Raw genomic sequence first — 26,485 nt, 5'->3', positions numbered from 1 at the left:
TGCGCATGTCCTTCTAAAGACTGGCCAGTCCTCTGGCGCAGCCTATCTGCGCGTATATGGCAAGTTTATCGACTTTTCCCGAAGGCTATCGCGCCCTGATCGTTGGCGCGTCCGGCGGTGTGGGCCGCGCGCTGACCGAGCAGCTTGTGGATGACCCGCGCTCCGGCGCCGTGTACGCGGCCAGCCGGTCCGCGGTCTCCATCACAGGCGCGCACGCCCTGAAGCTGGATTTCGATGCGCCCGATTCCATCAAGGATGCGGTCGCCGCCGCGTCAGAGACCGGGCCCCTGCATCTTGTGGTCGTGGCCACCGGCGTGCTTGTGGACGAGGCGGGCCGAGGCCCGGAAAAGACCTGGCGGCATATCGACGCTGCGTACATGTCCGAGCTTTTCCGGATCAATACGATCGGTCCGGCGCTGATTGCGGGTCATGCTCTGGACGCTTTGGCGCGCGGGAACAAGGAAACGCCGGAGAAAGCGGTCTTCGCAGCGTTGTCGGCGCGGGTGGGCTCGATCTCGGATAACCGTCTGGGCGGCTGGCACAGCTATCGCGCCTCCAAGGCGGCCCTCAACCAGATCCTGAAGACCTGCGCCATCGAACTGGCGCGCAAACGCCCGCATGCGGCGTGCATCGGGCTGCATCCGGGCACGGTGGACACGGGGCTGTCAGAGCCGTTTCAGGGCAATGTGCCCGAGGGCAAGCTCTTCACGCCGGCCTATAGCGCTGAACGCCTGCTCGATGTGATCGACCAGGTGCGGCCCGAGCAGAGCGGATGCGTTTTTGACTGGGCGGGCGAGATTATCGATCCTTAAGGGCTTGAGCTTTTGCGTCTGAAGCGTTTTCCTGCCTGACAAATGACTCAGGGAGGACACTCATGACCGGCCATATCGATCCCGAACGCGAAGCCTTCAAGCTGTTCAAGGAACTGCCGCGCGACGAGCCCATACAAATGCTCAATCTTCTGCGTCTGCGCGAGAAGGCTGCCTATCCTGACGGCCGTGATGTGAGTGGATTTGAAGCGTACAAGACCTATGGCCAGACGTCGGGGCCGGTGTTCAAACGCGTGGGCGGGACCATTGTCTGGCGCGGCGCGCCCAAGTTGACCCTGATCGGTCCGTCCGAGGAAAACTGGCACCTGTCCTTTGTCGCCGCCTATCCCAGCGCGGCCGCCTTTCTCGAAATGGTCACCGACCCGGTCTATCAGAACGAGGCGGTGCCGCACCGTCAGGCCGCCGTGCTCGACAGCCGCCTGATCCGGCACACGCCGCTTGATCTGATTTCCGAATTCAGCTGATCTATTCGCTCAGCAATCCCAGCTGGATCGCCATGCGCACAAGGTGAGAGAGGCTGCGCGCCTGCATCTTCTCCACCACCCGGGCGCGATGGATTTCGACCGTCCGGGCGCTGATCCCCAGCTTGTGGGCGACGACCTTGTTGGGGTGGCCATAGGCCACTTCGACCAGGACTTCGCGTTCGCGCGGCGTCAATTGATCAAAGCGCTCCTTCAGGGCTGTGAGCGCCTGGCTGGCTTCAGCCTGTTGCTGGCCGGTCTGGACCGCCAGCTCGACGCTTTCGAACAGGCGCTCCTCGTCATAGGGCTTCTCGATGAAGTCGAGGGCGCCGGCCTGCATGGCCCGGACCGCCATGGGCAGATCGCCATGACCGGTGACAATGATGACCGGCAGGGTCGACTGGCGGTTCACAAGTTCTTCCTGGACTTGCAGGCCTGACAGGCCGGGCATTCTGACATCCAGCACCGCGCAACCCGCCCAGTCGGGGGAGTAGGCCTCCAGAAACGTTTCGCCATTCTCGAAGGTCTGAACATCATGGCCCGCCGACAGCAGCAGGGCCTCAAGGGATTCCCGCGCCGCCGCATCATCGTCAACGACGTACACCATGGTTGAAATCTCGCTCATGCCTTGTCTCCTGGCGTAATGACGGGCAGGGAAAACCGGAACACCGCGCCGCCGTCCGGGCGGTTTTCCGCGGTGATCGCGCCGTCATGGTCTGAAATGATGGAATGACAGATGGACAGTCCGACCCCCATGCCGTCGGACTTGCTCGTATTGAAGGGCTGAAACAGGCGCGCCTGCTGGGTGTCTGACAGGCCCGGCCCCTGATCGGCCACCTCGACCCAGATCTGCTCCTGGCTGCTCCAGCACGCCACATTGATCGCGCCGCCGCCATGCTCGCTCATGGCTTCCGCCGCATTGCGGATCAGGTTGAGCAGCACCTGCTGGATGTTCACCCGCTGCAGCAGGGTGTGAGGCACATCCGGATCGAGCTCGCAGGACAAGGACAGGCCCGCCGCCGAGACGGCCGGCTCGATCAGCGGCAAGGTGTCGTGAATGACGTCATAGGGGCTGGCGAACTCGGTTTCGGATTCGCCCTTGTCCAGGAAGGTGCGCAGGCTGCGAATGATCTCGCCGGCCCGCGCCGCCTGGGACATGGCCTTTTCAACCATCTGCACGGTGCGGGACTCGCCTTCGAACTCGGTCTTGGACAGGCGCCGGGCCGCGCCCAGATAATTCATCACCGCTGACAGGGGCTGGTTCAGCTCATGGGCCATGGCGGACGCCATCTCTCCCATGGCGCTGACCCGGGAGACATGGTGCAGCTCGCTCTGCAGGGCGCGGGTGCGCGCCTCCATTTCGCGACGCACGCGCAAATCGGTCGCCAGCACCAGAAGACCCGTGCGGTCTGCATACCGGATACGGCTGGCCGACAGCCGGACCGGAATGCGTTCTCCGGTGGCGGTGATGGCGTAGGAGGTTTCGGTTTCCGCCGCGCCTTCGCGCTGGACCTTGTCCCAGAAGGCGGGGATTTCGCCGGGCGCGCCGATAAACAGGTCCTCGGCGCGCAAACGTCGCAATTGCACTTCGTCATAGCCAAAGAGCGCGCAGGTGCGCTTGTTTTCATCCAGGACGTAACAGGTTTCCGCATCAATCAGGAAACCGGCCGCGTTCGAGCCATCGAACATCGCGCGATAGCGTTGCTCGCTATCGCGCAAATCCTGCTCGGCGCGCTTGCGTTCGGTGATGTCGCGGAAGGAGACCACAGCGCCCGCAATCTTGCCGCCATCCCAGATGGGCGTGGAGACGTATTCGACCGGAAAGCTGGTGCCGTCCTTGCGCCAGAACACATCGTCATAAATGCGGTGCACCTTGCCGTCGCGCGTGGCTTCGTGAATGGGGCATTCCGTGCCGGGGAAATGGGAGCCGTCCGGGCGCGAATGATGCACCAGCTTATGCAGGTCACGGCCCACCATCTCCTCGACCGTGTATCCCGACATGCGGGCTGCGGCCGGGTTCACGAAGGTGGAAATGCCCTGGCAGTTGATCCCGTAAATGCCGTCGCCGGACGCCATCAGGATCAGATCACGCTGCCGGCGGAACACATCCGCCGGATCAGCGTTCTGGCCGGTCCCTGCTTCAGACATGAATGCGCCCCCTCATCGTGCGTCTCACACCAGAAACTTAAGGTCAGAGGAGAAGGTGGGATAGGCGTAAGTCATGGTGGCCAGCTCGGTTGCGGTCAGCTGGGTCTTCATCGCCAGCGTAAACAGATGGATGACTTCCTCTGCGCCGTGGCCCGCCAGATGAGCGCCCAGAATGCGATCGGTCTCAGGATCGATCAACACCTTGGCGAACGCGACCTGCTCGGCATAGGTCTTCGCCGACCGCCAGTCGCGCAAGTCATTGACCTTCACCACCGGCTCCAGACCCGCCGCTTTGGCGCCGGCTTCATCCAGGCCGACGCTGGCGATGGCGGGCACGGTGTAGACCGCAGAGGGGATGGAGGAATAGTCCGGGCTTTGCTGGGCGTCATGGATGGCGTTCTCGCCGACGATGCGGCCTTCATAGCTCGCCACCGGGCTGAGTTGCGGTGAAGCCGCCAGCGCGTCCCCGGCCACATAGACGCAAGGATTGGTCAGGCTGCGCAAGGTCACGTCCACGTCAATATGACCGCGTTCGGCCCGGATGCCGGCGGCATCCAGATTCAGAGCCTCCACCGCAGGGCGGCGCCCGGCGCCGTTCACGACCAGATCGGCGCTCAGCGACAGGGTCTCGCCATTGATGACGACGTCCACAGTGCGGTGCGGGCCTTCTTCGCGGATCGCCTTGACGTTGACGCCGGTATGGATGGTGACGCCGAGCGAGCGCGTATACGCGATGAGCGTGTCCACCATGTCCGGGTCGAGACGCGGCAGAACCCGCGGCGCGGCTTCGAGAATGGTGACCTTGGCGCCCGCGCGCACCATGACATGGGCGAATTCGAGCGCAATCACGCCGCCGCCTACGAACACGACTTCTTCAGGCAGGTGTTCCAGGGTCAGAAGATCATCGCTGGTGGCCGTGAGCGCCCAGCCCTCAATCGGAAGCTGGGCGGGTCTGGAGCCGGTGGCGATGACGATCTTGTCGGCGGTGTAGGTTTCGCCATCAACGGACACCGAGTTGGCGCCAGTGAAGACCGCTTCGCCCGTCACCAGCGTCATCCCGCGACTGGTGATGGAGGAGCGAAACATGTCGGGCACGCCCTCCACAAAGGTCCGCTCGCGCTTGATCAGCGCAGGCCAGTCCAGCTTGACCTCGCCGACGGAAATGGCGTGATCGCTGGCTCGCGCGATGGCGTCCAGATTGGCTGCGGCGGCGACCAGCACTTTCTTGGGCACGCAGCCGCGAATGGCGCAGGTGCCGCCTACATCGCCAGATTCCACCAGGGTGACGGATTGGCCGGCGCGCTGGGCGACGCCAGCGGCGGCCATGCCGGCATTGCCGGTGCCCAGAACAAGAAGATCGGAGTGATGGGTCATGAGGGGCTCCAGGGGAAGATCAGGCCGAGCTGCGCACACCGGCGCGACGCAGGGCTTTGACTTCTGAAAGCAGGTCCAGAAGCCGGTTCTGAAGAATGTCGGTGGGATCGAAATTGCGATCGGTGAAGCAGTGATAGCGCATGACCGACCGCGCCAGCGCGAAGCCGATCGCGGCCGAGGCCAGGGTGAGCAGGCTCAGGGGCGCTGCGAAATTCCACCCCCAGAACCGGATCACGAGTGCGCTCAGCACAAGTCCCGCAGCCAGACTGACCAGCGTCAGGGCCGCCAGCGAGAGGCCGGCCCAGTCCCGGTCGCGCTGAATGACTTCCACATGGCGCCATTCAAAGACCACGTCCTTGACGCCTTCAATGACGTACTGGTCTTCATCACGCGCCAGACGCTCGGCTGCGATCGAGGCGCGCATGTTCACGCGTCGGAACAGGCGGTCGAGCCCGGTATGGGTTTCCAGCCAGACCGCGCCCTCGCTCAGCGCCAGGACAAGCGCGCTCGCCCCCGCCGCGATCAGTACTGCAGCGCGCACTTCCTGGCCCAGGGCGAGCAGCGCCACGACCAACAGGGCATAGACCACAAGGGCTGCAGGCAGGGTCAGGGCGTGCAACAGCATCCAGCGCCGATAGGCGCGTTCAAACCGGAGATCTGCGGGCTGTGCGGGACGGGGCATGACGGGGCTCCCAGAGGGAGGCGACGGGACTAGAGCCGCCGCTCCTCCTCCTTGATCGGTATGTCGTTGACGCTGGATTCGCGGCGCGCCATCAGCCCGTCGCGATCGAATTCCCATTGTTCATTGCCATGGGAGCGGAACCACTGACCGCTCGAGGCGTCCTGCCATTCATAGAAAAAGGCGACGGAGATCCGGTTTCCGGTGAAGGCCCACAAATGCTTCTTGAGCTTGTAGTCGGCTTCGCGGGCCCATTTGTGGCGCAGGAAGGCCTTGATGGCCTCGCGACCCTTGAAGAACTGGTCGCGATTGCGCCATTCGGAGTCTTCGGAATAGGCGAGCGCCACGCGCTCGGGATCACGGCTGTTCCAGGCGTCTTCTGCGAACTGGACCTTGGCGCGCGCGGTTTCCGCCGTGAACGGGGGGACGAGTTTCGGGGTCATCATTTTCTTGTTGTTCTTGAAGCTGAAAGAGGGTCCGGCGGAGATGGGGGCGAACCGCCGGACCCTCAGGTGACCCGACCCGTGTGGAGGGGCAGACAACACGGGTGCGGGGTGGGTTAGCGGCTGTAGGCCGCGGTCATGGCGGCGACGGTCTCGTCGGTGTCGCCCACATGGTTTGCGATCATGCGGAAATTGGTCATGGCGGCGGCGTAGCCGTCATAGCCGGGCACCTGGGCGGCGGCGGTGGCGTCTGTGACCACCAGCACTTCAAACCCCTGCTCGATCAGCTCGCGCATATGGGATTCGGTGCACAGGTTCGCCGACATGCCCGCCAGGATCACGCGGTCCACATTCTGCTTGCGCAATTGCAGGACGAGATCATTGGTCTCGGGGCCATAGACCTTGTGCGGGGAGGTGACGACGGTGTGGTCGTGCTCGATATGCGGACGGTACTCTTCCAGCCAGTCCGCACCGGAGCCTTCAAAGCCTTCAAGGTTCAGCGGGCCGGCGCGATCGAACATGCCGATCTGGTGCATCAGCGCCTCCAGGGCGCCCTCGAACCGCCATTCATGGTCGTGCTCGAAATAATAGTGCGGGGACACGAACACCGGCATGCCCACATCATGGGCGGTTTCGAACAGGCGGCCGATATTCTCGACCGTGCCGTTCTCGGTGACGTTTTCACCGACAACGCCCCAGGTCACGCCATCGGGGCTGAGAAAGTCGTTTTGCGGGTCGGTGACGACGAGAGCGGTGATGCCGGGCTCGATCTGCATGCCCGGATCGGGCAGCTGCGCCAGGGCCTGGCCGCTGAACAGCGCCACGCCGGCGGCGGCGCCGAGAAGCACGGAGCGGGAGACGGTTTTAAAAGCACGCATGGTCGTATCCTTTGTTCTGTGAGCAAGGAGCGCCGGGGGGAGGCGGTGACTGCTCTGGAACGACAGATACGCAAGCAAGCGAGCCGGGATAATTCGTTTTTGTGCCTAAGGGGAAACCCCTATGATGCGCTTTCGACAACCTGATCTTTACCCAACTGCGCTTTGATGAACGGGTTCAAAGGGGGGCGGCTTGAGCGGTCTTTTTGAAATTCTGATCGCCCTGACCAGTTTGACGGCCGGTCTGGTTCTGTATCTCAACCTGCGTCACACGACCCGGCTGCGGAAGGGCAGTCGCTTCGTGGTCAGCGGGCTGGTGGTGATCGGCGTGTCGGCCCTGATCGATTCCAGCAATGGTTTCGTGCCCTACGAACCGGGCCAGCTCGAGCCGACCCACGACCTGATCGAGGCGATTTCCTATATCGGCGATGCCATCGGTGTGTTCCTGATCAGTGTGGGCTTCTTCCGCTGGCTGCCGATGTTGCGCCGGGTCGATGCGGAGGTGCGGGCTCGGGAAACCGCCGAGCAGACCCTGCTGCAGACGCTGGAGCGCTCTCGCCAGCTCAACCAGCTCAAGCGCGAGCTGGCCCAGGACCATCTCAACAATGGATGGGATTACGACCTGATGACGCGCAAGGTCGTGGAACGCCTGGTGGCGTCTCTGGATGCGGATGAAGCGTGCCTGTGGCTGTTCACCCAGGATCGCACAGCCTTGCAGCTTCAATGCGCCTGGTCGCGGTCCGAAGGCGAACGGCTTAAGCGCGAGCCGGTCACCCAATTGGGTGCGCCGGACGCGTTCGACTTTGTGATCAAGGGCGGCTTCGTCGAAGTCAGTGATCTGCGCAGCGCCGGATCTGTCGAGCGCCGTCTGGGCGGGGCGCTTCATGCCGCGCAATCGGGCGCGTTATTGGCCGCGCCGGTGGTGCAGCAGGACAGCGTGAGTGGGGTGCTGAGCGTCTACAAAGGGGGCGAGCTTCATGTCTGGACCCCGGAAGAGCTGTCTCTGATCTACGCGCTGGCCAATTACATCGTGGTCGCCGAGCTGGTTCTCAATGCGCGCAAGCTGACCCAGAGCGCCCGCGACGCCCAGGCGGTTGCTGAGCGCACCAATGAAGCCAAGACGGAATTTGTCGCCAATGTGAGCCATGAACTGCGCACCCCGCTGAACGGCATGCTGGGCCTGGTTCGTCTGCTGTCCGAGGCCGAGCTTGAAGCGCCCCTGAATGAACAGGTTGCGCTGCTGAAAGTGGCGAGCGATCAGTTGATGAGCCTTCTCAATGACTTGCTCGACCTATCAAAGCTGGAAGCGGGGCGGTTCCAGCTCCAGCCTGAAACTGTGGATCCGGCGCGCCTGCTGACGGAGACCTGTCTTCTGTTCCACGCTAATGCCGAGGAAAAGGGATTGGCGCTTGAAGAGGCGTTTTCGGAATTGCCCGCTCAGGTCGAGATCGATGCGACCCGTCTGCGCCAGTGCGTGTCCAACCTGTTGTCCAATGCGATCAAGTTTACCGACACCGGGTCTGTCCGGCTTGAAGCCGGAGTTGAACGTCTCAATTCCGCCGCCTGCACGCTCAATGTCACGGTGTCCGACACCGGGCCCGGCATGACAAAAGACCAGCTCGACAAATTGTTTCACCGCTACGAGCAGGGCGGCGCCATGGGCGCCGTGGGCAAGAGCGGCTCTGGCCTTGGGCTTGTCATTACCCGGGAGCTGGCGCGCCGCATGGGGGGTGATGTCGCGGTGAAAAGCGCACCCGGGGAAGGCTCGCACTTCACCTTGAGCGTTGTGGCGCGTCTGACGAATGGCGGCGCGATTTCGGCGTCTGCGCCAGAAACGGTTCACGCCGAGCACGGGCGTTTGTCCGGCGCCCGCGTCCTCCTGGTGGATGACAACGCCATCAATCGCATGGTCGCCCGCTACATGCTCGAACCTGAAGGAGCGGCCGTCACGGAAGCAGAGTCCGGCGCGCAGGCTCTGTCCGTGTTTGAAGAGCAGAGCTTTGATCTGGTGCTTCTGGACGCCAGCATGCCGGTCATGTCGGGCGAGGAGACGCTTAAACGATTGCGTGCGCTGAACGACGCTGGCGCCAACACCCCGGTCATTGCGGTGACGGCGCATGCCGGCGCGGGGGAGCGGGCGCGCTTCCTGGCCATGGGGATGGACGACTATATCGCCAAACCCATTGATGAAGCCGAGCTGTTGGACACGTGTGAGCGCACCCTGAAAAAGCATCAACGCAAAACCGCCTGAGCGATTTGTGAGAACAGGCGCCGGACCACAGGTCCGCAAGCGCAACTGCGCGCCCGCAGCGACAGCGAGGATCGACCGAGCGGAGGCGAGGGAGAACAATAAAATGAGAGAAGAAATGGTGCCGCTTGCGTGACTCGAACACGCGACCTACGCATTACGAATGCGTTGCTCTACCAGCTGAGCTAAAGCGGCGCTCGGAGCAGGCGGAAGCCTGCCTCGGAGGGCGCGGAAACTAGCCTCGAACGGCGACGGGGGCAAGACGGTTTTGCCAGCTCACCTGCGTCAGGGCTGAACCTGGCCGAAGGCTTTGACCTTGTCCACGATCGGGGCGGCCAGGGCGTCGAAGAAATTGCTCAGATGATCCGCCGGGCGCGCCGCGGCGGCATCATTGCGGATCAGGATATCGGCGTATTCCTTGTTCGGCGAGGTCCACTCATGGTGCATGGGCCGCACGGTGCGCAGATACTGGTGCACCACCGAATGAGAGGTCCGGCCGCGTTCGTTCACATCGCGCAACAGGCGGCGGGCCAGCCGGATGTCATCGGGCGCTGAGACATAGACTTTCAGATCAAGACAATCGCGCACCCGTTCGTCACAGAACAGGTGGATGCCCTCCACGATGATCACGTCGGCGGGCGCGATGGAGCGTGTGTCGCTGCGCCGGCGGTGGATCGTGAAGTCATAGATCGGGCCCTTGATCGTCTTGCCGGTTTTGAGGGCCGCCAGATGCTTGGCCAGCAGCGCGTGGTCGCGCGATTGGGGATGGTCGAAATTGAAGTCGGACGGATCAAAGTCCGGTTTCGAGCCATGGTCCGCATAATAGTCGTCTTCGGACAGGACCAGCGCGCTCAGGGGCGCAGCGGCGCGAGCCGCCGATCGGGCAATCTCGGTCTTGCCGGAGGCGGAGCCGCCGGTGACGCCGATGATGAGACGGGGGCGAGCGGTATCAGATGCGGTCATGGGGCGCGAACAAGGCTAGGTGTCGGGATCAGAGGCGCCCGGATCATCCGGCGCCGGCCCGGGTACATAAAAGTTCGGGCCCTGTTTGTCGCCCGCTTCACTGCGCTTGGCGGATCGCTCTGCAGTGGGGCGCGCATCGATCAGGACGGTTTCGGGCGCAGCGGCGGCGGCGACTTCATACCGCTCATGGCGCGGATGGATCAGGACCGCGTCCCGGCCCCAGCTGTCCACCATGCGTTTCCAGTCTGCATCGGTGTAATTGAATGCCTGTCCGCCCTCGTCGATATCCGACCAGTCCGCCTCGGCCGGGGCATGGGAGGCACGCGCCATCCAGCGCTGGGCGTCTTCGGGCCGATCCTCCAGCCGGGCGAGGCGCGCCGCGAGCGCGCAGGCGCGGGCGGACACCGGGCTGGTATCGAGAACCGGGTTCAGGGCTGCGTGCGCGGCTTCGCGATTGCCTTGCTCCAGCGCCGTTTCCACCAGCAGCAAGCGACTCTCGCGATGATCGGGGTTGAGCGCCGCCAGACCGCGCAGCCGTTCGGCCCGCTTGGCCTTGGTGTCTGAGCGCCGCAAGGTCGCGAAAGCGCGTGCGAGCGCCGGGTGAGGCGCGGTCTTCCAGGCGTCTTCCAGTATGTCGACCGCCCGGCGATGGCGACGCTGTTCAGCGAGCAGACGTCCGGCCAGCTCGGCGGCCGGGGCGAAGGCGGGCGACGCCGAAGCGGCGCGGTCCGCGAGTTTCGCGGCGGTTTCGGGGTCGGTGTTTTCCAGGCGCCGAGCTTCGGCCGTCAGGAGGACGCCGCGCATGCGGGCGGACACGGCCCGATCCACATGACCGCGTCGCTCGCCCTCGGTGAGAGTGGCCTCGGCTTTCGCCCATTGGGCGGCGTTCACCTGAGCCTCGAAGAGCGCGTCAAACGCCCAGCGGGCTTGACCGGCCTGATCAAAGGCGTCCGAGGCATGGGTCAGCAGCGAGGGCGAGTCCGAGCGCGATTGCGCAATACCCACGAGCCCGCGCTGGGCCACCAGTCGCGTCTTGGCGTCCGCCAGCATGGCTTCATAATGGATTTGCGCGCTTTCCAGATCACCAGCGGCCTCGGCGGCGCGCGCCGCCAAAAGGCGCGACAAAGCTGGACGGTCCAGAAGGGCTTCTGCGCGGGCGGCCTGACGGACGGCGAGATCGCCCTGTCCGGCGGCCGAAGCGATCAGCGCGCGTTCGAGCGCGTCAAAGCCCTGATCACGGCGCCGGCGCAGGGAAAAGCGTTTCCAGGCATCCGGCGCGGACCAGAGCTTGGCGATGACCCACCAGGCGACCACCAGCACGAAGGCGGCGAGGATCAAAGCGCCCATGGCCAGCGCAAAAGGCGCTTCCAGCGTTTGGCCCAGGAACTCAATGGTCACCAGGCCGGGATTGAGGGTCAGGAACACGGCCAGGGTGGCGGTGAAGACGCAGGCGATGACGGCGAGGATGAGGCGGATCATGGTCTAGCGCTCCCCATTGGCGTCAGCCTGACGCGCCAGCGTCTGGCGCATGTCTTCTAGTGCGGCGTCCAGCGCTTCGCGTTTGCGGGCATCCACGAGCCAGGGCGCGAGCCCGGCGTCGGCGTCAATGCTGTCCGCGAGATTGATCGCGGCGCTCAGCTCGCCCTGTTCGAGATGGGTGAGGATCTGGTCGGCGATTCCCTGATCATCACCGGTGCGCCGCACCTCGATCACGCCCCAAAGGCGCTGGGTCTGGCCCAGGGCCTCGCGGACCTGCTGAGCGGGGAAGCTGTCGGCGAGATCATCCAGGGTTGGCGCGCCGGTGCGGGCCGCTTCGGTCAGGGCATTGATCTCACGGCGATCGGGCCAGACCTGGCTCAGCATGGCGTACTCCATGGCGAAGGGCTGGGAGTGCGCCGCAGCCTGGGCCAGATCGGAAAACGCCAGAGCCTGTCGGGCAAGACTTGTCGAGGCGGCCGGTGAAGCGGCGGCGCCCGTCTCGGCGGGCAGACCTGAAACCACAGCTTCAAGTGCTGCAAGACGCGAGGTCAGGCTATCCAGATCTCCCTGACCGTCTTGCAGGGCGCGGATATCGGCCTGCATGCTCGCGATGTCCCGTCTTAGGGACGAAATCTGGTCGGACGGCAGGCTGGCGCTTGTGTCATTGGAACCGGATGCCGACTGATTGCGCATCTGCTGAAGCGCGGATTGCGTGGTCTCCGCCGTGGCGAGCGCGGTCTCGGCGTCGCTGGCGATGGTGTCCAGCCGTCGTTCGATGGTGGACAACCGCGTGGTGACGGCGGACAGCTCAGTCGAGCCGCCGCTGGTCTCGATCGCTTCAAGATCATTGCGCAGATCGGCCACGTCGCGGATCAGCTGTTCAAACGCATCGGTGCGCAACGGGGCGCCCGCGGTGGTGTCCTCGACCGCTTCCAGACGGGCCTGAAGGGCGTTCAGCTGATCGGTAGTGACTGTCTGGTTTTCCAGCGCTTCGATCCGATTGACAAGCTCGGCATTGGGCGCCGTGTCGCCGGATGAGGGCGTATAATGGCCGATCAGCCAGCCGGCGCCGCCGCCCACGCCTGCCGCCAGAACGGTCAGGCCGATAAAGGCCAGGACGGGCGTCCCGCCCTTGCCCTTTGTGCTGGGCTTGGACTTTTTCGATTTCGACTTGGCGGTTGATCCGCCGCTATCGGGCGCGGGTTCGAACTCGGCGTCCACGGGTTCGGCGGCGTCAGGGCGGGATTTGTCGGCGCTCATACTGTCCTCGGGGCGCAGGGCCAAAGCATCGGGTGCGAGTCTAGGCTGCGTTGCAGCGCAGCGCCACCTCAAGCACGGGCTGAGGGGCGGTTTTCGAGTGCGTCAAACAGCGCCGCTTCATCCGGGCGCTTGGCGATCGTCAGCCTTGCAACGCCCAGGCTCTTCAAAGGTTCGGCGGCCGTCTCTGAGATGGCGATGAGGGGCGCCGCCCGCAGGGCTGCGACCTGTCCGGCGGCTTTGGCCAGGTCTGCAAACCGCTCCGCGCCCTTGGCGGAGTGGATCAGGACGCAAGCGCCCTCTGACAAGGCGGCCCAGACCGGGTCTGGCAGGGCCGGAACCGGCTCGGCGGCATAGAGAATTTCGGACCGGGCGCGAACGCCATGGGCGTTGAGCTCGGCGCTGAGATCGCCGGTCTGATCGACGCCGCGCACATGCAGGACCGCGCCTTCGGGCGCCCGCTCGCGGATCATCGCCAACAAGTCCCGTGCATCCCCGCTGGCGTTGTTGACCCGCTCGAAACCGGCCTCTCGCAACCGGTTGGCGGTGACATCGCCCACCGCAATGACGGGCAGGCGGCGCTCTGTCGTGGCGTGCGCCAGACAGCTGGCTCCAAACGGGCTGGTGACCGCGATCAGCCCCACGCCTTCAAGCGACAGCGTGACAGGTCTGGCCCTGAGGATCGCTGTGGCGGCGTTCAGGGCGTCAAACCCCCGATCTGACAGCGCCGTGCAGGTCCGCGTCGCGCCGGGTTCGGCGCGGGTTACAAGCACTTTGGGGCGCAGGATCGAGCTCATGGATCAGCCGGTTTCCGCCACGATGCGCGCCAGCGTGTCCCCGCCGGCGCGTTTCACCTCAAGGCCCAGTTCATAGCCCAGCAGGCGGGCCGCATCGGGGTCCAACTCGGGCAGTTGCGCGCGGGTTTCATTGCCCCAGCGTTTGGAGCCGTCGGGCATCAACGCTTCGCCGCGCAAATGCACTTCGGCGCCGTCCAGGGTCGCGTGCGCCGCGATCGGGGTGCGGCATGAGCCGTCGAGCGCTTGCAGGAAGCCGCGCTCGGCGGCGATGCAGATGCGGGTCGGCAAATGGTTGAGCGGTTCCAGCGCCTTGCGCGCCTCGACATCGTCCGAGCGGATCTCGATCCCCACTGCGCCCTGGGCGGGGGCGGGGATGACGGCGCTCAGTTCCAGCGGCGGCAATTCGCCCTGTTCACGGCCCAGGCGCCGCAAGCCGGCGCGGGCCAGGAAGGTGGCGTCCACCTCGCCCGAATTCAGCTTTTCAAGCCGGGTGTCCACATTGCCGCGCAACAGCACCACATTGAGGTCGGGGCGCAGCGCCAGCGCCTGGGACTGACGGCGGATCGAGGCCGTGCCCAGTGTCGCGCCCTCAGGCAAATCCTCGATGCGGCTGATCCCGTCGCGGGTCAGCAGCGTGTCGCGCGGATCCTCGCGTTCGAGAACGCAGGCGATTTCCAGGCCGTCGGGCAGGGCGGTGGGCACATCCTTCATGGAGTGCACGGCGAAGCGGGCCTTCCCGTCCAGAAGCGCGCGTTCAAGCTCTTTCGTGAACAGGCCCTTGCCGCCGGCCAGCAGCAGCGCCCGGTCGGTGATGCGGTCGCCCGTGGTGGTCATCCCCATGATGGGAAAGCTCTCATCGGGCTCCGGTTCGCCATGGGCCTGGGCGAGGCGCGCCTGGACATCCAGCGTCTGCGCCATGGCCAGGGGCGAGGTGCGGGTCGCAATCGGCATATTGAACAGGTTCACGACAGACGCACTCCTTCACGCGCTTTCAAGGTCTCGCCAGCAGAGGCTGAAGATTGCGCCGAAACGCCAGCGAGGGTACTGCAAGGTCATGGCGTTATCCCATGATCAAGTCCACCCGCAACCGGGCGCGGCGCCGCAGGGCGCTCTGACCGTGCTCGGTCTTGAATCGAGCTGCGATGATACAGCCGCCGCTGTGCTGCGTCGCCATGGCGACGGGCAGGTGGAGATTCTCGCCGAAGCGGTGATGGGACAGAATAGCGCCCATGCGCCCTTTGGCGGCGTGGTGCCCGAGATTGCCGCCCGCGCCCATGCCGAGCGCATGGATGCGCTGGCCGAAGGCGTGCTCAAGGAGGCCGGGTTGAAGTCGGCTGATCTGGATGCTGTCGCCGCGACCGCGGGGCCGGGCCTGATTGGCGGCGTGATGGCGGCGCTGATGACCGCCAAGGGCATTGCTTTGGGCGCGGACATTCCGCTGGTGGCGGTGAACCACCTTGAAGGCCACGCCCTGTCACCGCGCCTGACCCATAAGCTGGCCTTTCCCTATCTGCTGCTGCTGGTGTCCGGCGGGCACACCCAGCTCGTGATCGTGGAGGGCGTGGGCCGGATGACGCGTTTGGGCTCCACCATCGACGATGCGGCGGGCGAGGCGTTCGACAAGACCGCCAAGGTCATGGGGCTGGGCTTTCCTGGCGGCCCGGCGGTGGAGCGCCATGCCCAGGACGCCCAAGACCCCAAACGCTTCGCGCTGCCCTTGATGCTGGCGCGCGACAAGTCGTGCAATTTCTCGTTCGCGGGTCTGAAGACCGCGGCGCGGCGGCATTGGGACAGCCTTGCGGCGCCCAATGATCAGGACCGCGCTGACCTCGCCGCGTCCATGCAAAGCGCGATTGCGCGCCATCTGGCGCAGCGCGCCGGGCGGGCGATGGAGATTTTCCGCGATCGCTTCGCCGAACTTGAAGGGCCCTTGCCGCTGGTCGCCGCGGGCGGGGTGGCGGCCAATACGGCGGTGCGCCAGGCGCTCCAGTCCGAAGCGCAGGCGCATGGCTTCGAGCTGATTGCGCCGCCCTTGAAATACTGCACCGATAATGCGGCGATGATCGCATTGGCGGGCGTGGAACGACTGGCGCTGGGCCAGACCGATGGTCTGGACGCCGCCGCCCGGCCGCGCTGGCCGCTGGATCAGGACGCCGCCGCCCAGGACCCCGCCAGCGGGTCCGGGCGCAAGGGGCCGAAGGCGTAAGCCCGGCCGGAAGGGGAGGATATGGCGGAGTATCAATCCATTGGCGTGATTGGCGCCGGCGCCTGGGGCACGGCGCTCGCCCAGTCCGCCGCCCAGGCGGGCCGCAAGGTGACGCTCTGGGCGTATGAGGCCGAAGTGGTCGAGGCGATCAACGCCCAGAACGAGAACACGGTCTTCCTGCCCGGCGCGCCCCTGAACCCGGCCATCACCGCCAGCTCCGATCCGGCGGACCTGTCTGGCTGCGATGCGGTTCTGATGGTGGCGCCCGCCCAGCATGCGCGGTCCATCCTCACCCAGTTTGCTCCGCATATCGCCCAGGGCGTCCCGGTCCTTCTGTGCGCCAAGGGTTTTGAGCGCGAGAGCCTGGCCTTGATGACTGATGTTCTGCGCGAAACCGTGCCGCACGCCGTCCCTGCGGTCCTGTCCGGCCCAAGCTTCGCGATTGATGTGGCCAAGGGCCTGCCCACCGCCGTGACCCTGGCGTGTGAAGACCCGGAGATGGGCGAGGCGCTCATGGAGGCGGTCGGGTCACCAACCTTCCGCCCGTACTGGTCCAGTGACCTTGTCGGCGCGGAAGTGGGCGGCTCGATCAAGAATGTGCTCGCCATCGCCGCCGGCATCGTGGAAGGCCGCGAACTGGGCAAGTCGGCTCATGCGGCGCTGATCGCGCGCGGCTTTGCGGAGATGACCCGGCTCGGCCTGGCCCTGGGCGCGCAGCGCGAAACCCTGACCGGCCTGTGCGGGCTGGGGGATCTGGTGCTGACCTGTTCCTCGCCGCAATCGCGCAACATGTCCTGCGGACTGGCGCTGGGGCAGGGCCAGACGCTGGACGCGGTGCTGGGCGCGCGCAAGGCGGTCACCGAAGGGGTCGCCACAGCGCCCGCCGTGGTCGCCTTGGCGAAACAACACAATGTCGAAATGCCGATCTGCGCCGCCGTTGATGCGGTGCTGGCGGGCCGAATGAGCGTGGATCAGGCGATCACGGCGCTTCTGACCCGTCCGTTCGGACCTGAAACCTACTAGACGACAGGAATTCCCATGCTGTTTGCCGTCACCTGTACTGACCGCCAGGGCGCGCTGGATGTGCGCCTGCAACACCGTTCCGAACACCTTCTGTGGGCGTCTGATGAGAGCTCGCCGGTCAAGATGGCGGGGCCCTTGCTGGGGGGCGAAGGCGAACCGGTCGGCTCGCTTCTGGTGGTTGAGGCTGAGGATGAAGCGGCGCTGCGCGAGATCCTTGCCACCGATCCCTACGCCAAGGCGGACCTGTTCTCGGACGTGTTCTGGATTCCGTTCAAATGGACGGTGAAGGCGCCGGAGGGGCTGTAGATGTCAGAGGAGACCGAAACCGTCATGCCCGAGCCGGGCACGGTGCTCAAAACCCTCGCCGACATTCCCGATCCGGGCGGCCTGCCCGCCGATTTCGAGCCGACCCCCATTGTGGTGCTGCGATCGGGCGAGACGGTGACGGCGTACCTCAATGTCTGCCCGCATGCGGGTCGGCCGTTTTCCTTGCCGTCGGGCAAGACACTGGTCAGCGAAGGCCAGTATCTCGTCTGCCCGTTTCACGGGGCGAGCTTTGACGTCAAATCGGGCGCCTGCGTCGGCGGTCCGGCTGGCAGCGCGGTGCTGAAAGCCGTGCCGGTCAAGGTCGAGAACGGGCAGGTGGTGGGGGCCTGAGGCCGCCACCGTGGCTTATTCTGACGCGTCTTCGAGCTGAGGCGCCAACGTACGCCAGGCCGAAATCAGCGGGTCGATGGCGTCGCGTTCGGTCTGAAGCACGCACAAGCCGCCGTCACGTCTGCGGTCAGCGCCGGTGAGATCGCGGTTCGGGGCGTCTCGCTCCATGTTCCAGCGCTGGAAATCGCCCACCGCCAGATCGAAGGGCAGGCGGGCGTCCACGTCCACATCCGGCGTGAAGACCACATGCTGTTCGACTGCGCCGTCATAATTCCAGCCCACAAAGACCCGGCCATCCCCGCCGCGTGCGGCGAAGGCCGTGCCCGGATCGAGCCTTTCGGCGAAGTCGCCCTCCACCGCATTGCACAGCTCACGCGCCTTCTGGTCGGTGGGACGCAGTTCGACCTCGTCGTCATCCGTTTCCGCTTCGCTCGCATCCTCGCCCGCTTCTTCGGCGAGATCAGAGTCGGTTTGCGTCGCCGCATCTGATTGTCCGGCATAGGGCGACAGGTCCGGCTCCTGGGGCTCGCCGCAGGCGACGATCATCAGGGCGAGAGCGGACACGCTGAGAAAACGCAAAGGGTTCATGAGACGTCTCCAGATGAAAAGGCCGGGCCAAAATCTAGCCCAGCCTTTTGCACGGCGGGAGTGAAAACACGCCCTGTCGCTGAAGCTTCAAGCTCTAGCGGCTGAAGAAGGTCTTCGCGTCGCTGATCAATGCCTTCCGGGCGGCGGCGACGATGGTTTCGCCCTTTTCCGGCGTGGCCTGGGCGGGGTCGGAGCCGATCCGGCCATCAGGGAAGGTCTTGCGGTAATTGTCCGCATCCGTGAACCGGCCATTCGGCGCGATCTTGGGATCCATTTTGACGGTTTTGACGTGTTCGGGATAGGCGTAATAGGTCACCGCCACTTCCGATGCGGTGGCGTGACTGCCATCGCCGACGGGGAAGAGTGAGCGGCACACATCCATCACGCCGGGAAGCTCCCACCAGTTCATCTGCTTGAGCTCATAGGGGCAGGCCTCGGCGTCGAAGGACCAGTTGGCGTAGCTCTCGGCGAACGCGGCGGCGATGGTGGCGATATTCCCGCCATGACCGTTGAGGAAGTAGATCTTCTCGAACCCGTGCCGGGCCAGGGAGTCGATCCAGTCATTGAGCGCCGCGATCATCGTGGTCGGACGCAGGGTCATGGAGCCGGGAAAGCCCAGATGGTGCTGGGCGACACCCACATTGAAGGTGGGGCCCACCAGGATGCCGGCCTCGGCGCCGGCTTCACGGGCGATGACTTCGGGACAGATCGCGTCGGTGCCCACCAATCCGTTCGGACCATGCTGCTCGGTCGAGCCAATCGGGATGATGATGCCCTTCTGGGTCTTGAGATAGGCTTCGACTTCGGGCCAGGCGGCAGTGTGCAGCAGCATGAATGATCACTCCAACCATCAAGATAGGGCGAGACTGGATACCAGACCGACGCGCTTCACAAGGGGGCGTAACACGTTCGTCTGCCTTGCGATGGCCCGGCGGGTGACGCACATCTAGACCAAAGAAGACTTCCGAGGGAGGAAAGCGACCATGTCCGAGACCGTTGTTCCGGTTCCGAAAAGCTTTGCCGACGCCGAGATCACCCTTGAGCGTTACAAGCAGATGTACGAGCGCTCCATCAAGGATCCGGACGGATTCTGGGCCGATGAAGCCAAGCGCCTGGATTGGTATACCGAGCCGACGAAGATCTCCGACGTGTCCTTCGCCAAGGATGATCTGCACATCCGCTGGTTCGAGGATGGCGTCCTGAATGTCAGCCATAACTGCATTGATCGCCACCTGCCCGAGCGCGCCAACAAGGTCGCGCTGATCTGGGAAGGCGATAATCCCGCCTTCCACCATTCGATCACCTACGCCCAGCTGCACAACCATGTCTGCCGTTTCGCCAACGAGCTGAAGAAGATCGGGGTGAAGAAGGGTGACCGGGTCACGCTGTACATGCCGATGATCCCCGAGGCGGCCTACGCCATGCTGGCCTGTACGCGCATTGGCGCGGTGCATTCGGTGGTGTTTGGCGGCTTCAGCCCTGAAGCGCTCGCGGGCCGGATCAATGACTGCCAGTCCGAATTCATCGTCACCGCCGACCAGGGCGTGCGCGGAAACAAGGGCGTGCCGCTCAAGGCCAATGTGGACAAGGCGATCGAGCATGCGCCGGGCGTGAAGGCGGTGCTGTGCATCCGCCATACCGGCGCCCAGGTGCCCTGGGTCGAGGGTCGCGATTTCTGGCACCACGACCTGGCGCTGGAAGTGGACGCCAAGTGCGAACCCGAGCCCATGAAGGCGGAAGACCCGCTCTTCATCCTCTACACGTCGGGCTCGACGGGCAAACCCAAGGGCGTGCTGCACACCACGGGCGGCTATCTTGTCTGGGCGTCCATGACCCATGAATACACGTTCGATCATCGCGAGGACGATGTGTTCTGGTGCACGGCCGATGTGGGTTGGGTTACGGGCCACACCTACATCGTCTATGGCCCGCTCGCCAACGGCGCGACGACCCTGATGTATGAGGGCGTGCCCACCTGGCCGGGTCCGGACCGCTGCTGGCGCATCGTCGCCAAGCACAAGGTGACGACCATCTACACCGCGCCCACCGCCATTCGCGCCCTGATGCGCGAGGGCGACGAGCCGGTCAGCAAGCATGATCGCTCCTCGCTGCGGCTTCTGGGATCGGTGGGCGAGCCGATCAATCCCGAGGCCTGGCGCTGGTATCATGAAGTGGTGGGCGACAAGCGGTGCCCGATCGTGGACACCTGGTGGCAGACCGAGACAGGCGGCCATCTGATCACGCCGCTGCCGGGCGCCCATGACCTCAAGCCCGGCTCTGCCAGCTTTCCCATGTTCGGCGTCCAGCCCGCCCTGATGGATGCGGAAGGCAATCGCCTGCCCGATGATGGCGCGCAGGAAGGCAATCTCGTTCTGCTGGGCAGCTGGCCGGGGCAGATGCGCACGGTCTATGGCGACCATCAGCGCTTTGTGGAGACCTATTTCTCCACCTATGAAAACATGTACTTCACCGGCGACGGCGCACGTCGGGATGAAGATGGCTATTGGTGGATCACGGGCCGGGTGGATGACGTCCTGAACGTGTCCGGCCACCGGCTGGGCACCGCCGAGATCGAGAGCGCGCTGGTGGCCCATGAGCTGGTCGCGGAAGCCGCCGTGGTGGGCTACCCCCACGATCTCAAGGGGCAGGGCATCTATTGCTATGTCACGCTCGTGGCGGGGCTGGAGCCGACCGAAGACACCGAGAAGACCCTCAAGGCGCATGTGCGCACCGATATCGGGCCGGTGGCGACGCCGGACATCATCCAGTTCGCGCCGGGCCTTCCCAAGACCCGCTCGGGCAAGATCATGCGCCGCATTCTCCGGAAAATCGCCGAGGGCGAGTACGACAAGCTCGGAGATACCTCCACCCTCGCCGATCCCGGCGTGGTGGAGGATCTCATCGAGGGCCACAAGATCGCGACCGGTCAGTAACAGGCCGTCTGGCTTAGCGGCGTGCATCCATGATGGCTGTGTGCGCCGCTTTCCAGCCGTCTACCGTCAGCGTGAGCACCAAATGAATATGCGTGCGGCGTGCGGTTTCGCCTGAATTGCGCGACAGGCCGCGATTGCCGTCGGTGTAGACATGGATCACTGCGGCGTCGTCGCCCAGGAGGCGCATGGAAACCAGCTGCATGTTGGCGGCTTCGGTGGCGGAAACCTGCGGGTCAAACTGCGGGAACAGGCGATCCTCGAGAAACTGTTCGAGAGACCCCGCATCCTGGAACAGGCGGGCATAGGCGTTGATCCATTCGGTGTCGGCGGTGTGCAGCGCCGCTAGGCCTGCGCTGTCCTCGCGCGCCCAGGCGTCGCGAAAGGCGTCAAACCACTCTGCGAGGGCGCGGCGGGCGGCGGTGTTCTCGGCCAGCCCCACCTCCCGGTAGGCCGGGATCTCGCGCCGTTCCTGGGCCTGCGCCATGGGGGTGGACGCGATCAGCGCACACAGGGCGATTGCGGTCACGGTCACGGGGTTTTTCATTGCTTGTCTCCAAAAAAGTCTGTCATCACTGATCGCCAGAACGCAGGCGATGACCGGTCGATGCCGCGCCTAACGCTGTAAGAACAGGAGCTTGTCGTGAAATGTCCGCGATAGACGTGAACGGTCGCAGCGTGCCCGACTGGAGCGCGAACCCCTGGCATCGCAATATCGTTTTGCTGACGATGCTGAGCGTGTTCCTGGCGGTTGTGTTGACGCTTTCAGGCGCGTTTGACACCGATGATCTGGGGCTTGCGCACCGGCTCGGGCTCTGGCTGGTGGTGAGTGCGTTGATGGTGTTTCAGCCTATCGGGCTCGAACTGGTCTTGGCGCGCGTGCTCCCTGATACGCAATTGGGTCGCTGGGCGGGCAAAGCGCTGGCGATCCTGATCAGCATTCCGGTCATCGCGGTTGAGCTGCACGCACTGAAGTTCACGCCGATCCTGCCAAAAGCGCCCGATCCATGGGTCGAGTTCATCCCGTTCGTCGCGCCGCCAGTGTTGGCGATCGGCGGGTTTACGTTTGCGCTGCGCCTGATGTGGGAGCGCGCCTTTTTGAGTGGGCAGGATCCCGCAGACACGGCGCGCGCTGATCCTCACCGGCCTTCACGCGCCACCGCCTTCGAAACCGGCGTCTTATGGGTGAGGGCGCGCGACCATTATCTTGAAATCATCACCGATCATGGCCGGCATTTCCGGCGGGACCGTCTGGCGGACTGGATAGAGCGCCTGAACGACGAACCGGGGCTGCAGGTTCACCGATCCTGGTGGGTCGCAGACCGCGCCGTGTCTCATGCAATCCGGGACGGGCGCGATTACAAGCTGGTCTTGTCGACTGGTGAACAGGCGCCTGTTGCGCGCTCGCGCCTTGATGGGGTTCGCGCCCGGGGATGGCTGGACCGGGTGCGGTCCCTTGAGTGCGAAGCCTCCACCTAAATTTATCTGTGAGGCGGCGTTCACGCTTACAAATCCCCACTTTTTGTAAGCGCGCCGGGGTCGCATTCCCCGCCGCGCGCGCCGCTTGTACTCAGATCGCCAACAAGAACAGATGTTGGACGATCCCATGCGATACCTCCCCTATTGGGTCGGTGGCTTCATGCTGCTGCCCTTCGTGCTCTGGGCCGGGATGTTCCTGGCGTTTCCGGGCGACAAGCCCGGCATTACGGACTCCCCGCTGACGGCGGCTCTGGTGGCGGTCTCCTTGCCGCTGGTGTTGTTTCACTACATTGCGGGCCTGGGCTTTGTGGCCAATTCCATGAGCGGACAGGCAGGCGAAGTCCTGCCGGTCTGGGGGCCGGCGCGCTGGGTGCAGCGGGCCATGCCGCCGCTGACCGTGGTGATGTCCATACTGGCCGTGGTGTTTCTCAACACCGCCGGCGAGGGCTGGATGACGGCGCTGGCGGTCGGGCTGGGCGGTCTGGTGATGGCGGGCGTCATGGTCGCCGCGCGGCGTCCCACCCGCTCGGCGGTGCTGCATGTGCGGCCGGGTGAATGGCTGGACGCCCTCGTGATGGGGCTGGGCCGGGCGCTTCTGTATGTGCCGATCCTCGGCGGCCTGCTGCGTGAGGCGGGGCGCGACCCCCATCGCGGCGTGCCGATGCTGCTGTTGAATCTGGCGCTTCTGATGGGCGTGCTGGTGGCGCTGTTCGGGTTCTCCGTCCTGGTGATCCCCGCCTTCCTGGCCCTGCCCTTTGTCTTCTATGTCTTGCTGGTTCTGGCCTCGGGCTAGTCCGGTTCAGTCCGGGGAGCCGTTGCCAAGATCTTCGGGGGAAACCTTGTTGAGATAAAGCGACAGATAGGCCTCGAGCGCCTTGACCAGTTCGGCGAACATTTCGCTGAGGGTCTTGGGGTCCTGGATCTGGGCGCAGCGGGTTTCGATCGACATGAAGATCTCGACGGTGAACCGGGCCACCAGATCCGGATCGCCGCCGGCGAACCCGTCATAGCCCTGTCGCCAGCGTGCGCTGAGCATGTCCGCCACCTGGCCGATCATGTCGGCCTTGGCCGCACGCAAGTCCTGGCTGGTCTGCATGACCAGCAGCAGTTTCCAATAGCCCGGATTGTCCACCAGGAAGAGATGCAGCCGGGTGATGATCGCGCCGGTCACCTCGCGCCAGTCATCCCAGCCGGGCTGGGAATTGGCGAGGCATTCCTCGATCACGGCGATGATCTCTTCGTTGAGATCCTCGAACAGATAGGCGAACACCGCCGAGACATTCTTGAAATAGCGATAGACCGAGCTGACGGGCACGCCTGCGCGTTCCGCGATCAGATTGGTGGTGATCGCCTCCGCCTCCAGCTCCTCCACCAGCGCTTCGGCGGCGTTCAGGATGGCGTCGAGACGCTGGCGGGCCCGGCGTTGCTGGGGCTTGTCGCGCAGGCGCGATTGCCGCGGCGCTGTGTCGTTGGCGGGTGTTCCGGGCACAATGAAGTCCTTGCTGTCCTCACGGTTTAACTAGTGCGGCTTGATCCATTTTGCAAAATGAGAATAGTATTCTGTTTCTAAAACCGGACAGAGGGACAAATCCCCGCCGGTCTCTGGGGGAGAAAACAGTATGAAACAGGCGCTCTTTATCGGCGTTTCGGCGGGGGTGCTGGCCCTGGCCGCGCCACACGCGACGGTCGTGGCTCAGGAAGGCGTGTCCAATACAGGCGTGGACACCATCACCGTCACGGCGCAGCGACGCACGCAAAGCATTCAGGATGTGCCGTTGGCCATCGAAGTCGTCACGGCGGACAATATCGACGCCATCGCCGCGACCAGTCTCAGCGATCTTGATCAGTTCGTGCCGGGGCTGGATGTCAGCGGCGGCAGTCCGACCCAGCCGCGCTTTTCCATCCGCGGCGTCTCGACGTCGGATTTCGGCGTCGGCACCGATCCGGCGGTCGGGGTTTATGTGGACGGCATCTATGCCGCTCGCTCCGGCGCCTCGCTTCTGGCGTTCAATGACGTCAGCCGCGTGGAAGTGATCAAGGGGCCGCAGGGCACGCTGTTCGGCCGCAATTCGGCGGCGGGCGCAATCTCGGTCACTTCCAACGATCCCAATGTGGATGATGTGGAAGCCGAGCTGGCCCTGCGCGTGGGCGAGAACAATCTGCGCCGGTTCGAAGGCCTGCTGAACATTCCCTTCGCCGAAACCTTCGCATTGCGCATGAACATGGTGGTGAACCAGCGCGACGGACTTCTGACCGATGCGGCCACGGGCGAGGACTATGACCGCCAGGATAACTGGGCCGTACGGGGCGCGGTTGGCTGGGAGCCGACGGCGCTGACCGATGTGGTGTTCCGCTATACGCGCGAGAAGCTGGATGAAGATGCGCGTCCGGCGATCGGCATCACGCCCTTACCCGCCGCGCCTGCGCGGCCGGCCCTGCCGGTGGACCCGTCCACCTTGCTCAATCCGTTCGACACGCCCATCACCAATGATGTGACGCGCAATATCGAACAGCGCGACCTGGATGAGGCGTCCTTGCACGTCACTCATGATTTCGGGGCATTCACCCTGCAATCGATCTCGGCCTTTCGCTATTTCGAGACCTCCAATCGTCAGGATGAGGACGGCACGAACCGGATCGATCTGTATTTCGACACCAACAATATCGAACAGAACCAGAGCTGGTATCAGGAGTTTCGTCTTTCCGGCGCCAATGACCGTTTCGACTGGGTCGCAGGCGTGAGCTATTACGACGAGAACGCCACTCAGGTCAGCGAAACCGACGCCTTCACCGACTCCATCGAGACGGTTCTGTTCAATCTCGGGGCGGGAACCCCGTTTTCGGATCTTCAGAACGGCCTGCTCATCCCCTTCGGCTTGCCGCAGCGCCTTCTGGGGCTGAGCTGGGATGAGTCCATGCATAATCGCGGGGGTTTCTCCGCCTTCGCTGCGTTTGCGGACGTGGAATGGCGCATCTCCGACCGCTTCTCCCTGATCGGTGGGGCGCGCTATACCCGCGATGAAAAGACCTTCAGCTGGCTCAACGGGCCGCGCCAGGCGCCCGAGCTCGATCAGGCGCTGGCGGAGCTGGATGCGCTGGGCGTGCTGGCCCTGGCGGGCGTCAGCCCCGCCGCCTTTGATTTTGACGTGGTGTTCGATCTTTCAAGCGCGGCCGGGCTCGCCTGCGATAACGGCGTGACCGTCGCCGAGGGCGTTGTGTGCGAGCGCTCCGACAGCTGGAATGACATCAGCCCGCGCCTCGTCGCGAACTACCGCGCCATGGACAATCTGCTGCTCTTTGCGTCCTATACCCAGGGCTACAAGGCAGGCGGGTACAATTCGGTCGAGGTCGGCTCCCGGTTCGAGAACGAGGATGTGGACAATTTCGAAGCCGGCCTGAAATGGACGGCGCCGGATAACACCATGCGGGTCGCGGCCTCGCTCTTTCATTACCTGTACAAGGACAAGCAGGCGGTGCGGCTTGTCGGCAATGTCGGCGGGTCTGGCGTGCCGCAATATGTGGTCGAGACCTCTGACGAGACCGGGACCGGTGTGGACTTCCAGGTGGACTGGGCGCCGCTGGCCGGGTTCGAGACCTATCTGAACCTGCAATATATCGATGTGACGTTCGACGAGCGGATCACCCGTGCGGGCGCGGACCTGTCGGGCCAGCCCACAGGGACGCCCGAATGGTCGATCTCGACCGGCGCCAGCCAGACCTGGGCCCTGTCCAATGGCTCCGAGTTCGAGGTGCTGGGCGTCTACGCCTATAACAGCGCGCGCCGCTGTAATGACGAAAGCCGCCAGCAGCTGGGCTGCGCCGTCATCGGCGGCGTGCAGAACGGAGAGGCGACCCATCGCCTCGACCTGCGCGCCTATTGGCGGGACAGCAATGACCGGTTCCAGCTTGGCGCCTACGTCAACAATGTCTTTGATGAGCAATATATCGACGGCGTGGGCACGCTGACGGCGGATACCTTCGGAACCGTGCATGCCCAGATCACACCGCCGCGCATGTGGGGCGTGGACCTGCGAGTCCGGTACTGATC

26 protein-coding genes and 1 tRNA gene are annotated in these 26,485 nt (G+C 64.5%); 11 read left to right on the top strand and 16 right to left on the bottom strand.

The genetic code is table 11. From position 1 onward, the window contains the following. Nucleotides 1–56: 56 nt before the first annotated feature. On the top strand, nucleotides 57–812 hold the full coding sequence (locus RBA95_RS00710) for an SDR family NAD(P)-dependent oxidoreductase (RefSeq protein ID WP_306014855.1): 756 nt from the start codon (nucleotides 57–59) through the stop codon (nucleotides 810–812). Nucleotides 813–874: 62 nt separating this feature from the next. Further along, nucleotides 875–1,294, top strand: a complete 420-nt coding sequence (locus RBA95_RS00705) for a DUF1330 domain-containing protein (RefSeq protein ID WP_306014854.1) — start codon at nucleotides 875–877, stop codon at nucleotides 1,292–1,294. A gap of 1 nt (nucleotide 1,295) precedes the next feature. Here RBA95_RS00705 and RBA95_RS00700 read toward each other — a convergent pair whose 3' ends face one another. The 6 genes from RBA95_RS00700 to RBA95_RS00675 form a co-directional block, all read right to left on the bottom strand. After that, a complete protein-coding gene (locus RBA95_RS00700) occupies nucleotides 1,296–1,916 on the bottom strand; it encodes a response regulator transcription factor (RefSeq protein WP_306014853.1) in 621 nt (206 codons plus the stop codon). Further along, nucleotides 1,913–3,439 carry a PAS domain S-box protein gene (locus RBA95_RS00695; RefSeq protein WP_306014852.1) on the bottom strand — a complete coding sequence of 509 codons (1,527 nt, stop codon included), beginning with the start codon at nucleotides 3,437–3,439 and terminating at the stop codon, nucleotides 1,913–1,915. The genes RBA95_RS00700 and RBA95_RS00695 overlap by 4 nt, the downstream gene beginning before the upstream one ends. Nucleotides 3,440–3,463: 24 nt before the next feature. Continuing rightward, nucleotides 3,464–4,813, bottom strand: a complete 1,350-nt coding sequence (locus RBA95_RS00690; protein ID WP_306014851.1) for an NAD(P)/FAD-dependent oxidoreductase — start codon at nucleotides 4,811–4,813, stop codon at nucleotides 3,464–3,466. Between the two features lie 19 nt (nucleotides 4,814–4,832). Then, entirely contained in the window at nucleotides 4,833–5,495 is a 663-nt protein-coding gene (locus RBA95_RS00685) for a hypothetical protein (protein WP_306014849.1), read from the bottom strand. A 29-nt stretch (nucleotides 5,496–5,524) separates the two neighbouring features. After that, nucleotides 5,525–5,935, bottom strand: a complete 411-nt coding sequence (locus tag RBA95_RS00680; RefSeq protein WP_306014848.1) for a nuclear transport factor 2 family protein — start codon at nucleotides 5,933–5,935, stop codon at nucleotides 5,525–5,527. Between the two features lie 116 nt (nucleotides 5,936–6,051). Beyond that, on the bottom strand, nucleotides 6,052–6,813 hold the full coding sequence (locus RBA95_RS00675; protein WP_306014847.1) for a cysteine hydrolase: 762 nt from the start codon (nucleotides 6,811–6,813) through the stop codon (nucleotides 6,052–6,054). A gap of 190 nt (nucleotides 6,814–7,003) precedes the next feature. Here RBA95_RS00675 and RBA95_RS00670 point away from each other — a divergent pair, with 190 nt between their 5' ends. Continuing rightward, a complete protein-coding gene (locus RBA95_RS00670) occupies nucleotides 7,004–9,061 on the top strand; it encodes a GAF domain-containing hybrid sensor histidine kinase/response regulator (RefSeq protein ID WP_306014846.1) in 2,058 nt (685 codons plus the stop codon). 116 nt (nucleotides 9,062–9,177) lie between these two features. On the opposite strand, the gene RBA95_RS00665 is transcribed toward RBA95_RS00670, so the two are convergent. The 6 genes from RBA95_RS00665 to hemC all read right to left on the bottom strand — a co-directional run bounded on the left by RBA95_RS00665 (nucleotide 9,178) and on the right by hemC (nucleotide 14,505). Further along, a tRNA-Thr gene (locus RBA95_RS00665) sits at nucleotides 9,178–9,253 on the bottom strand. A 90-nt stretch (nucleotides 9,254–9,343) separates the two neighbouring features. Then, nucleotides 9,344–10,021, bottom strand: coding sequence for a uridine kinase (udk, locus tag RBA95_RS00660; protein WP_306014845.1), 678 nt, complete (start codon nucleotides 10,019–10,021; stop codon nucleotides 9,344–9,346). Nucleotides 10,022–10,036: 15 nt separating this feature from the next. After that, on the bottom strand, nucleotides 10,037–11,500 hold the full coding sequence (locus tag RBA95_RS00655; RefSeq protein ID WP_306014844.1) for a heme biosynthesis protein HemY: 1,464 nt from the start codon (nucleotides 11,498–11,500) through the stop codon (nucleotides 10,037–10,039). A gap of 3 nt (nucleotides 11,501–11,503) precedes the next feature. Next, complete coding sequence (locus RBA95_RS00650; protein ID WP_306014843.1) at nucleotides 11,504–12,760, bottom strand: hypothetical protein; 1,257 nt, start codon at nucleotides 12,758–12,760, stop codon at nucleotides 11,504–11,506. Nucleotides 12,761–12,828: 68 nt separating this feature from the next. Further along, complete coding sequence (locus RBA95_RS00645) at nucleotides 12,829–13,554, bottom strand: uroporphyrinogen-III synthase (RefSeq protein WP_306014842.1); 726 nt, start codon at nucleotides 13,552–13,554, stop codon at nucleotides 12,829–12,831. A 3-nt stretch (nucleotides 13,555–13,557) separates the two neighbouring features. Further along, nucleotides 13,558–14,505 (bottom strand): hydroxymethylbilane synthase, encoded by a 948-nt coding sequence (gene hemC, locus RBA95_RS00640; RefSeq protein WP_371933573.1) that lies wholly within the window; start codon nucleotides 14,503–14,505, stop codon nucleotides 13,558–13,560. A gap of 160 nt (nucleotides 14,506–14,665) precedes the next feature. Here hemC and tsaD point away from each other — a divergent pair, with 160 nt between their 5' ends. From tsaD to RBA95_RS00620, 4 genes are read left to right on the top strand one after another with little or no spacing between them, the layout of a single operon-like run. Continuing rightward, nucleotides 14,666–15,760: a tRNA (adenosine(37)-N6)-threonylcarbamoyltransferase complex transferase subunit TsaD gene (tsaD, locus tag RBA95_RS00635; RefSeq protein WP_371933572.1), complete on the top strand. Its 1,095-nt coding sequence runs from the start codon at nucleotides 14,666–14,668 to the stop codon at nucleotides 15,758–15,760. 21 nt (nucleotides 15,761–15,781) lie between these two features. After that, entirely contained in the window at nucleotides 15,782–16,783 is a 1,002-nt protein-coding gene (locus RBA95_RS00630) for an NAD(P)H-dependent glycerol-3-phosphate dehydrogenase (RefSeq protein ID WP_306014839.1), read from the top strand. A 15-nt stretch (nucleotides 16,784–16,798) separates the two neighbouring features. Continuing rightward, on the top strand, nucleotides 16,799–17,089 hold the full coding sequence (locus RBA95_RS00625; RefSeq protein WP_306014838.1) for a YciI family protein: 291 nt from the start codon (nucleotides 16,799–16,801) through the stop codon (nucleotides 17,087–17,089). After that, a complete protein-coding gene (locus tag RBA95_RS00620) occupies nucleotides 17,090–17,440 on the top strand; it encodes a Rieske (2Fe-2S) protein (RefSeq protein ID WP_306014837.1) in 351 nt (116 codons plus the stop codon). Nucleotides 17,441–17,455: 15 nt separating this feature from the next. Here the strand turns inward: RBA95_RS00620 and RBA95_RS00615 are convergent, their stop codons facing one another. Next, on the bottom strand, nucleotides 17,456–18,028 hold the full coding sequence (locus RBA95_RS00615) for a hypothetical protein (RefSeq protein ID WP_306014836.1): 573 nt from the start codon (nucleotides 18,026–18,028) through the stop codon (nucleotides 17,456–17,458). 94 nt (nucleotides 18,029–18,122) lie between these two features. Further along, nucleotides 18,123–18,860 carry a creatininase family protein gene (locus RBA95_RS00610; RefSeq protein ID WP_306014835.1) on the bottom strand — a complete coding sequence of 246 codons (738 nt, stop codon included), beginning with the start codon at nucleotides 18,858–18,860 and terminating at the stop codon, nucleotides 18,123–18,125. A gap of 151 nt (nucleotides 18,861–19,011) precedes the next feature. Here RBA95_RS00610 and acs point away from each other — a divergent pair, with 151 nt between their 5' ends. Beyond that, complete coding sequence (gene acs / locus RBA95_RS00605) at nucleotides 19,012–20,961, top strand: acetate--CoA ligase (RefSeq protein WP_306014834.1); 1,950 nt, start codon at nucleotides 19,012–19,014, stop codon at nucleotides 20,959–20,961. 13 nt (nucleotides 20,962–20,974) lie between these two features. Here the strand turns inward: acs and RBA95_RS00600 are convergent, their stop codons facing one another. Next, the gene (locus tag RBA95_RS00600) at nucleotides 20,975–21,505 is read right to left on the bottom strand and encodes a DUF4440 domain-containing protein (protein ID WP_306014833.1); all 531 of its coding nucleotides are present in this window, start codon (nucleotides 21,503–21,505) and stop codon (nucleotides 20,975–20,977) included. A 101-nt stretch (nucleotides 21,506–21,606) separates the two neighbouring features. Here RBA95_RS00600 and RBA95_RS00595 point away from each other — a divergent pair, with 101 nt between their 5' ends. Further along, nucleotides 21,607–22,437, top strand: a complete 831-nt coding sequence (locus tag RBA95_RS00595; protein ID WP_306014832.1) for a LytTR family DNA-binding domain-containing protein — start codon at nucleotides 21,607–21,609, stop codon at nucleotides 22,435–22,437. 127 nt (nucleotides 22,438–22,564) lie between these two features. Next, nucleotides 22,565–23,230 (top strand): hypothetical protein, encoded by a 666-nt coding sequence (locus RBA95_RS00590; RefSeq protein ID WP_306014831.1) that lies wholly within the window; start codon nucleotides 22,565–22,567, stop codon nucleotides 23,228–23,230. Between the two features lie 6 nt (nucleotides 23,231–23,236). Here the strand turns inward: RBA95_RS00590 and RBA95_RS00585 are convergent, their stop codons facing one another. Continuing rightward, nucleotides 23,237–23,926, bottom strand: coding sequence for a TetR/AcrR family transcriptional regulator (locus RBA95_RS00585; protein ID WP_306014830.1), 690 nt, complete (start codon nucleotides 23,924–23,926; stop codon nucleotides 23,237–23,239). 130 nt (nucleotides 23,927–24,056) lie between these two features. Here RBA95_RS00585 and RBA95_RS00580 point away from each other — a divergent pair, with 130 nt between their 5' ends. Continuing rightward, on the top strand, nucleotides 24,057–26,483 hold the full coding sequence (locus tag RBA95_RS00580) for a TonB-dependent receptor (RefSeq protein ID WP_306014829.1): 2,427 nt from the start codon (nucleotides 24,057–24,059) through the stop codon (nucleotides 26,481–26,483). The last annotated feature ends 2 nt before the right edge of the window (nucleotides 26,484–26,485 follow it).

Source organism: Oceanicaulis sp. MMSF_3324 (assembly GCF_030733545.1).
In the GTDB taxonomy this organism is placed as follows: Bacteria; Pseudomonadota; Alphaproteobacteria; order Caulobacterales; family Maricaulaceae; genus Oceanicaulis.
The sequence above is the reverse complement of the archived record's forward strand: the minus strand, read 5'-3'. Positions and strand labels throughout refer to the sequence as shown.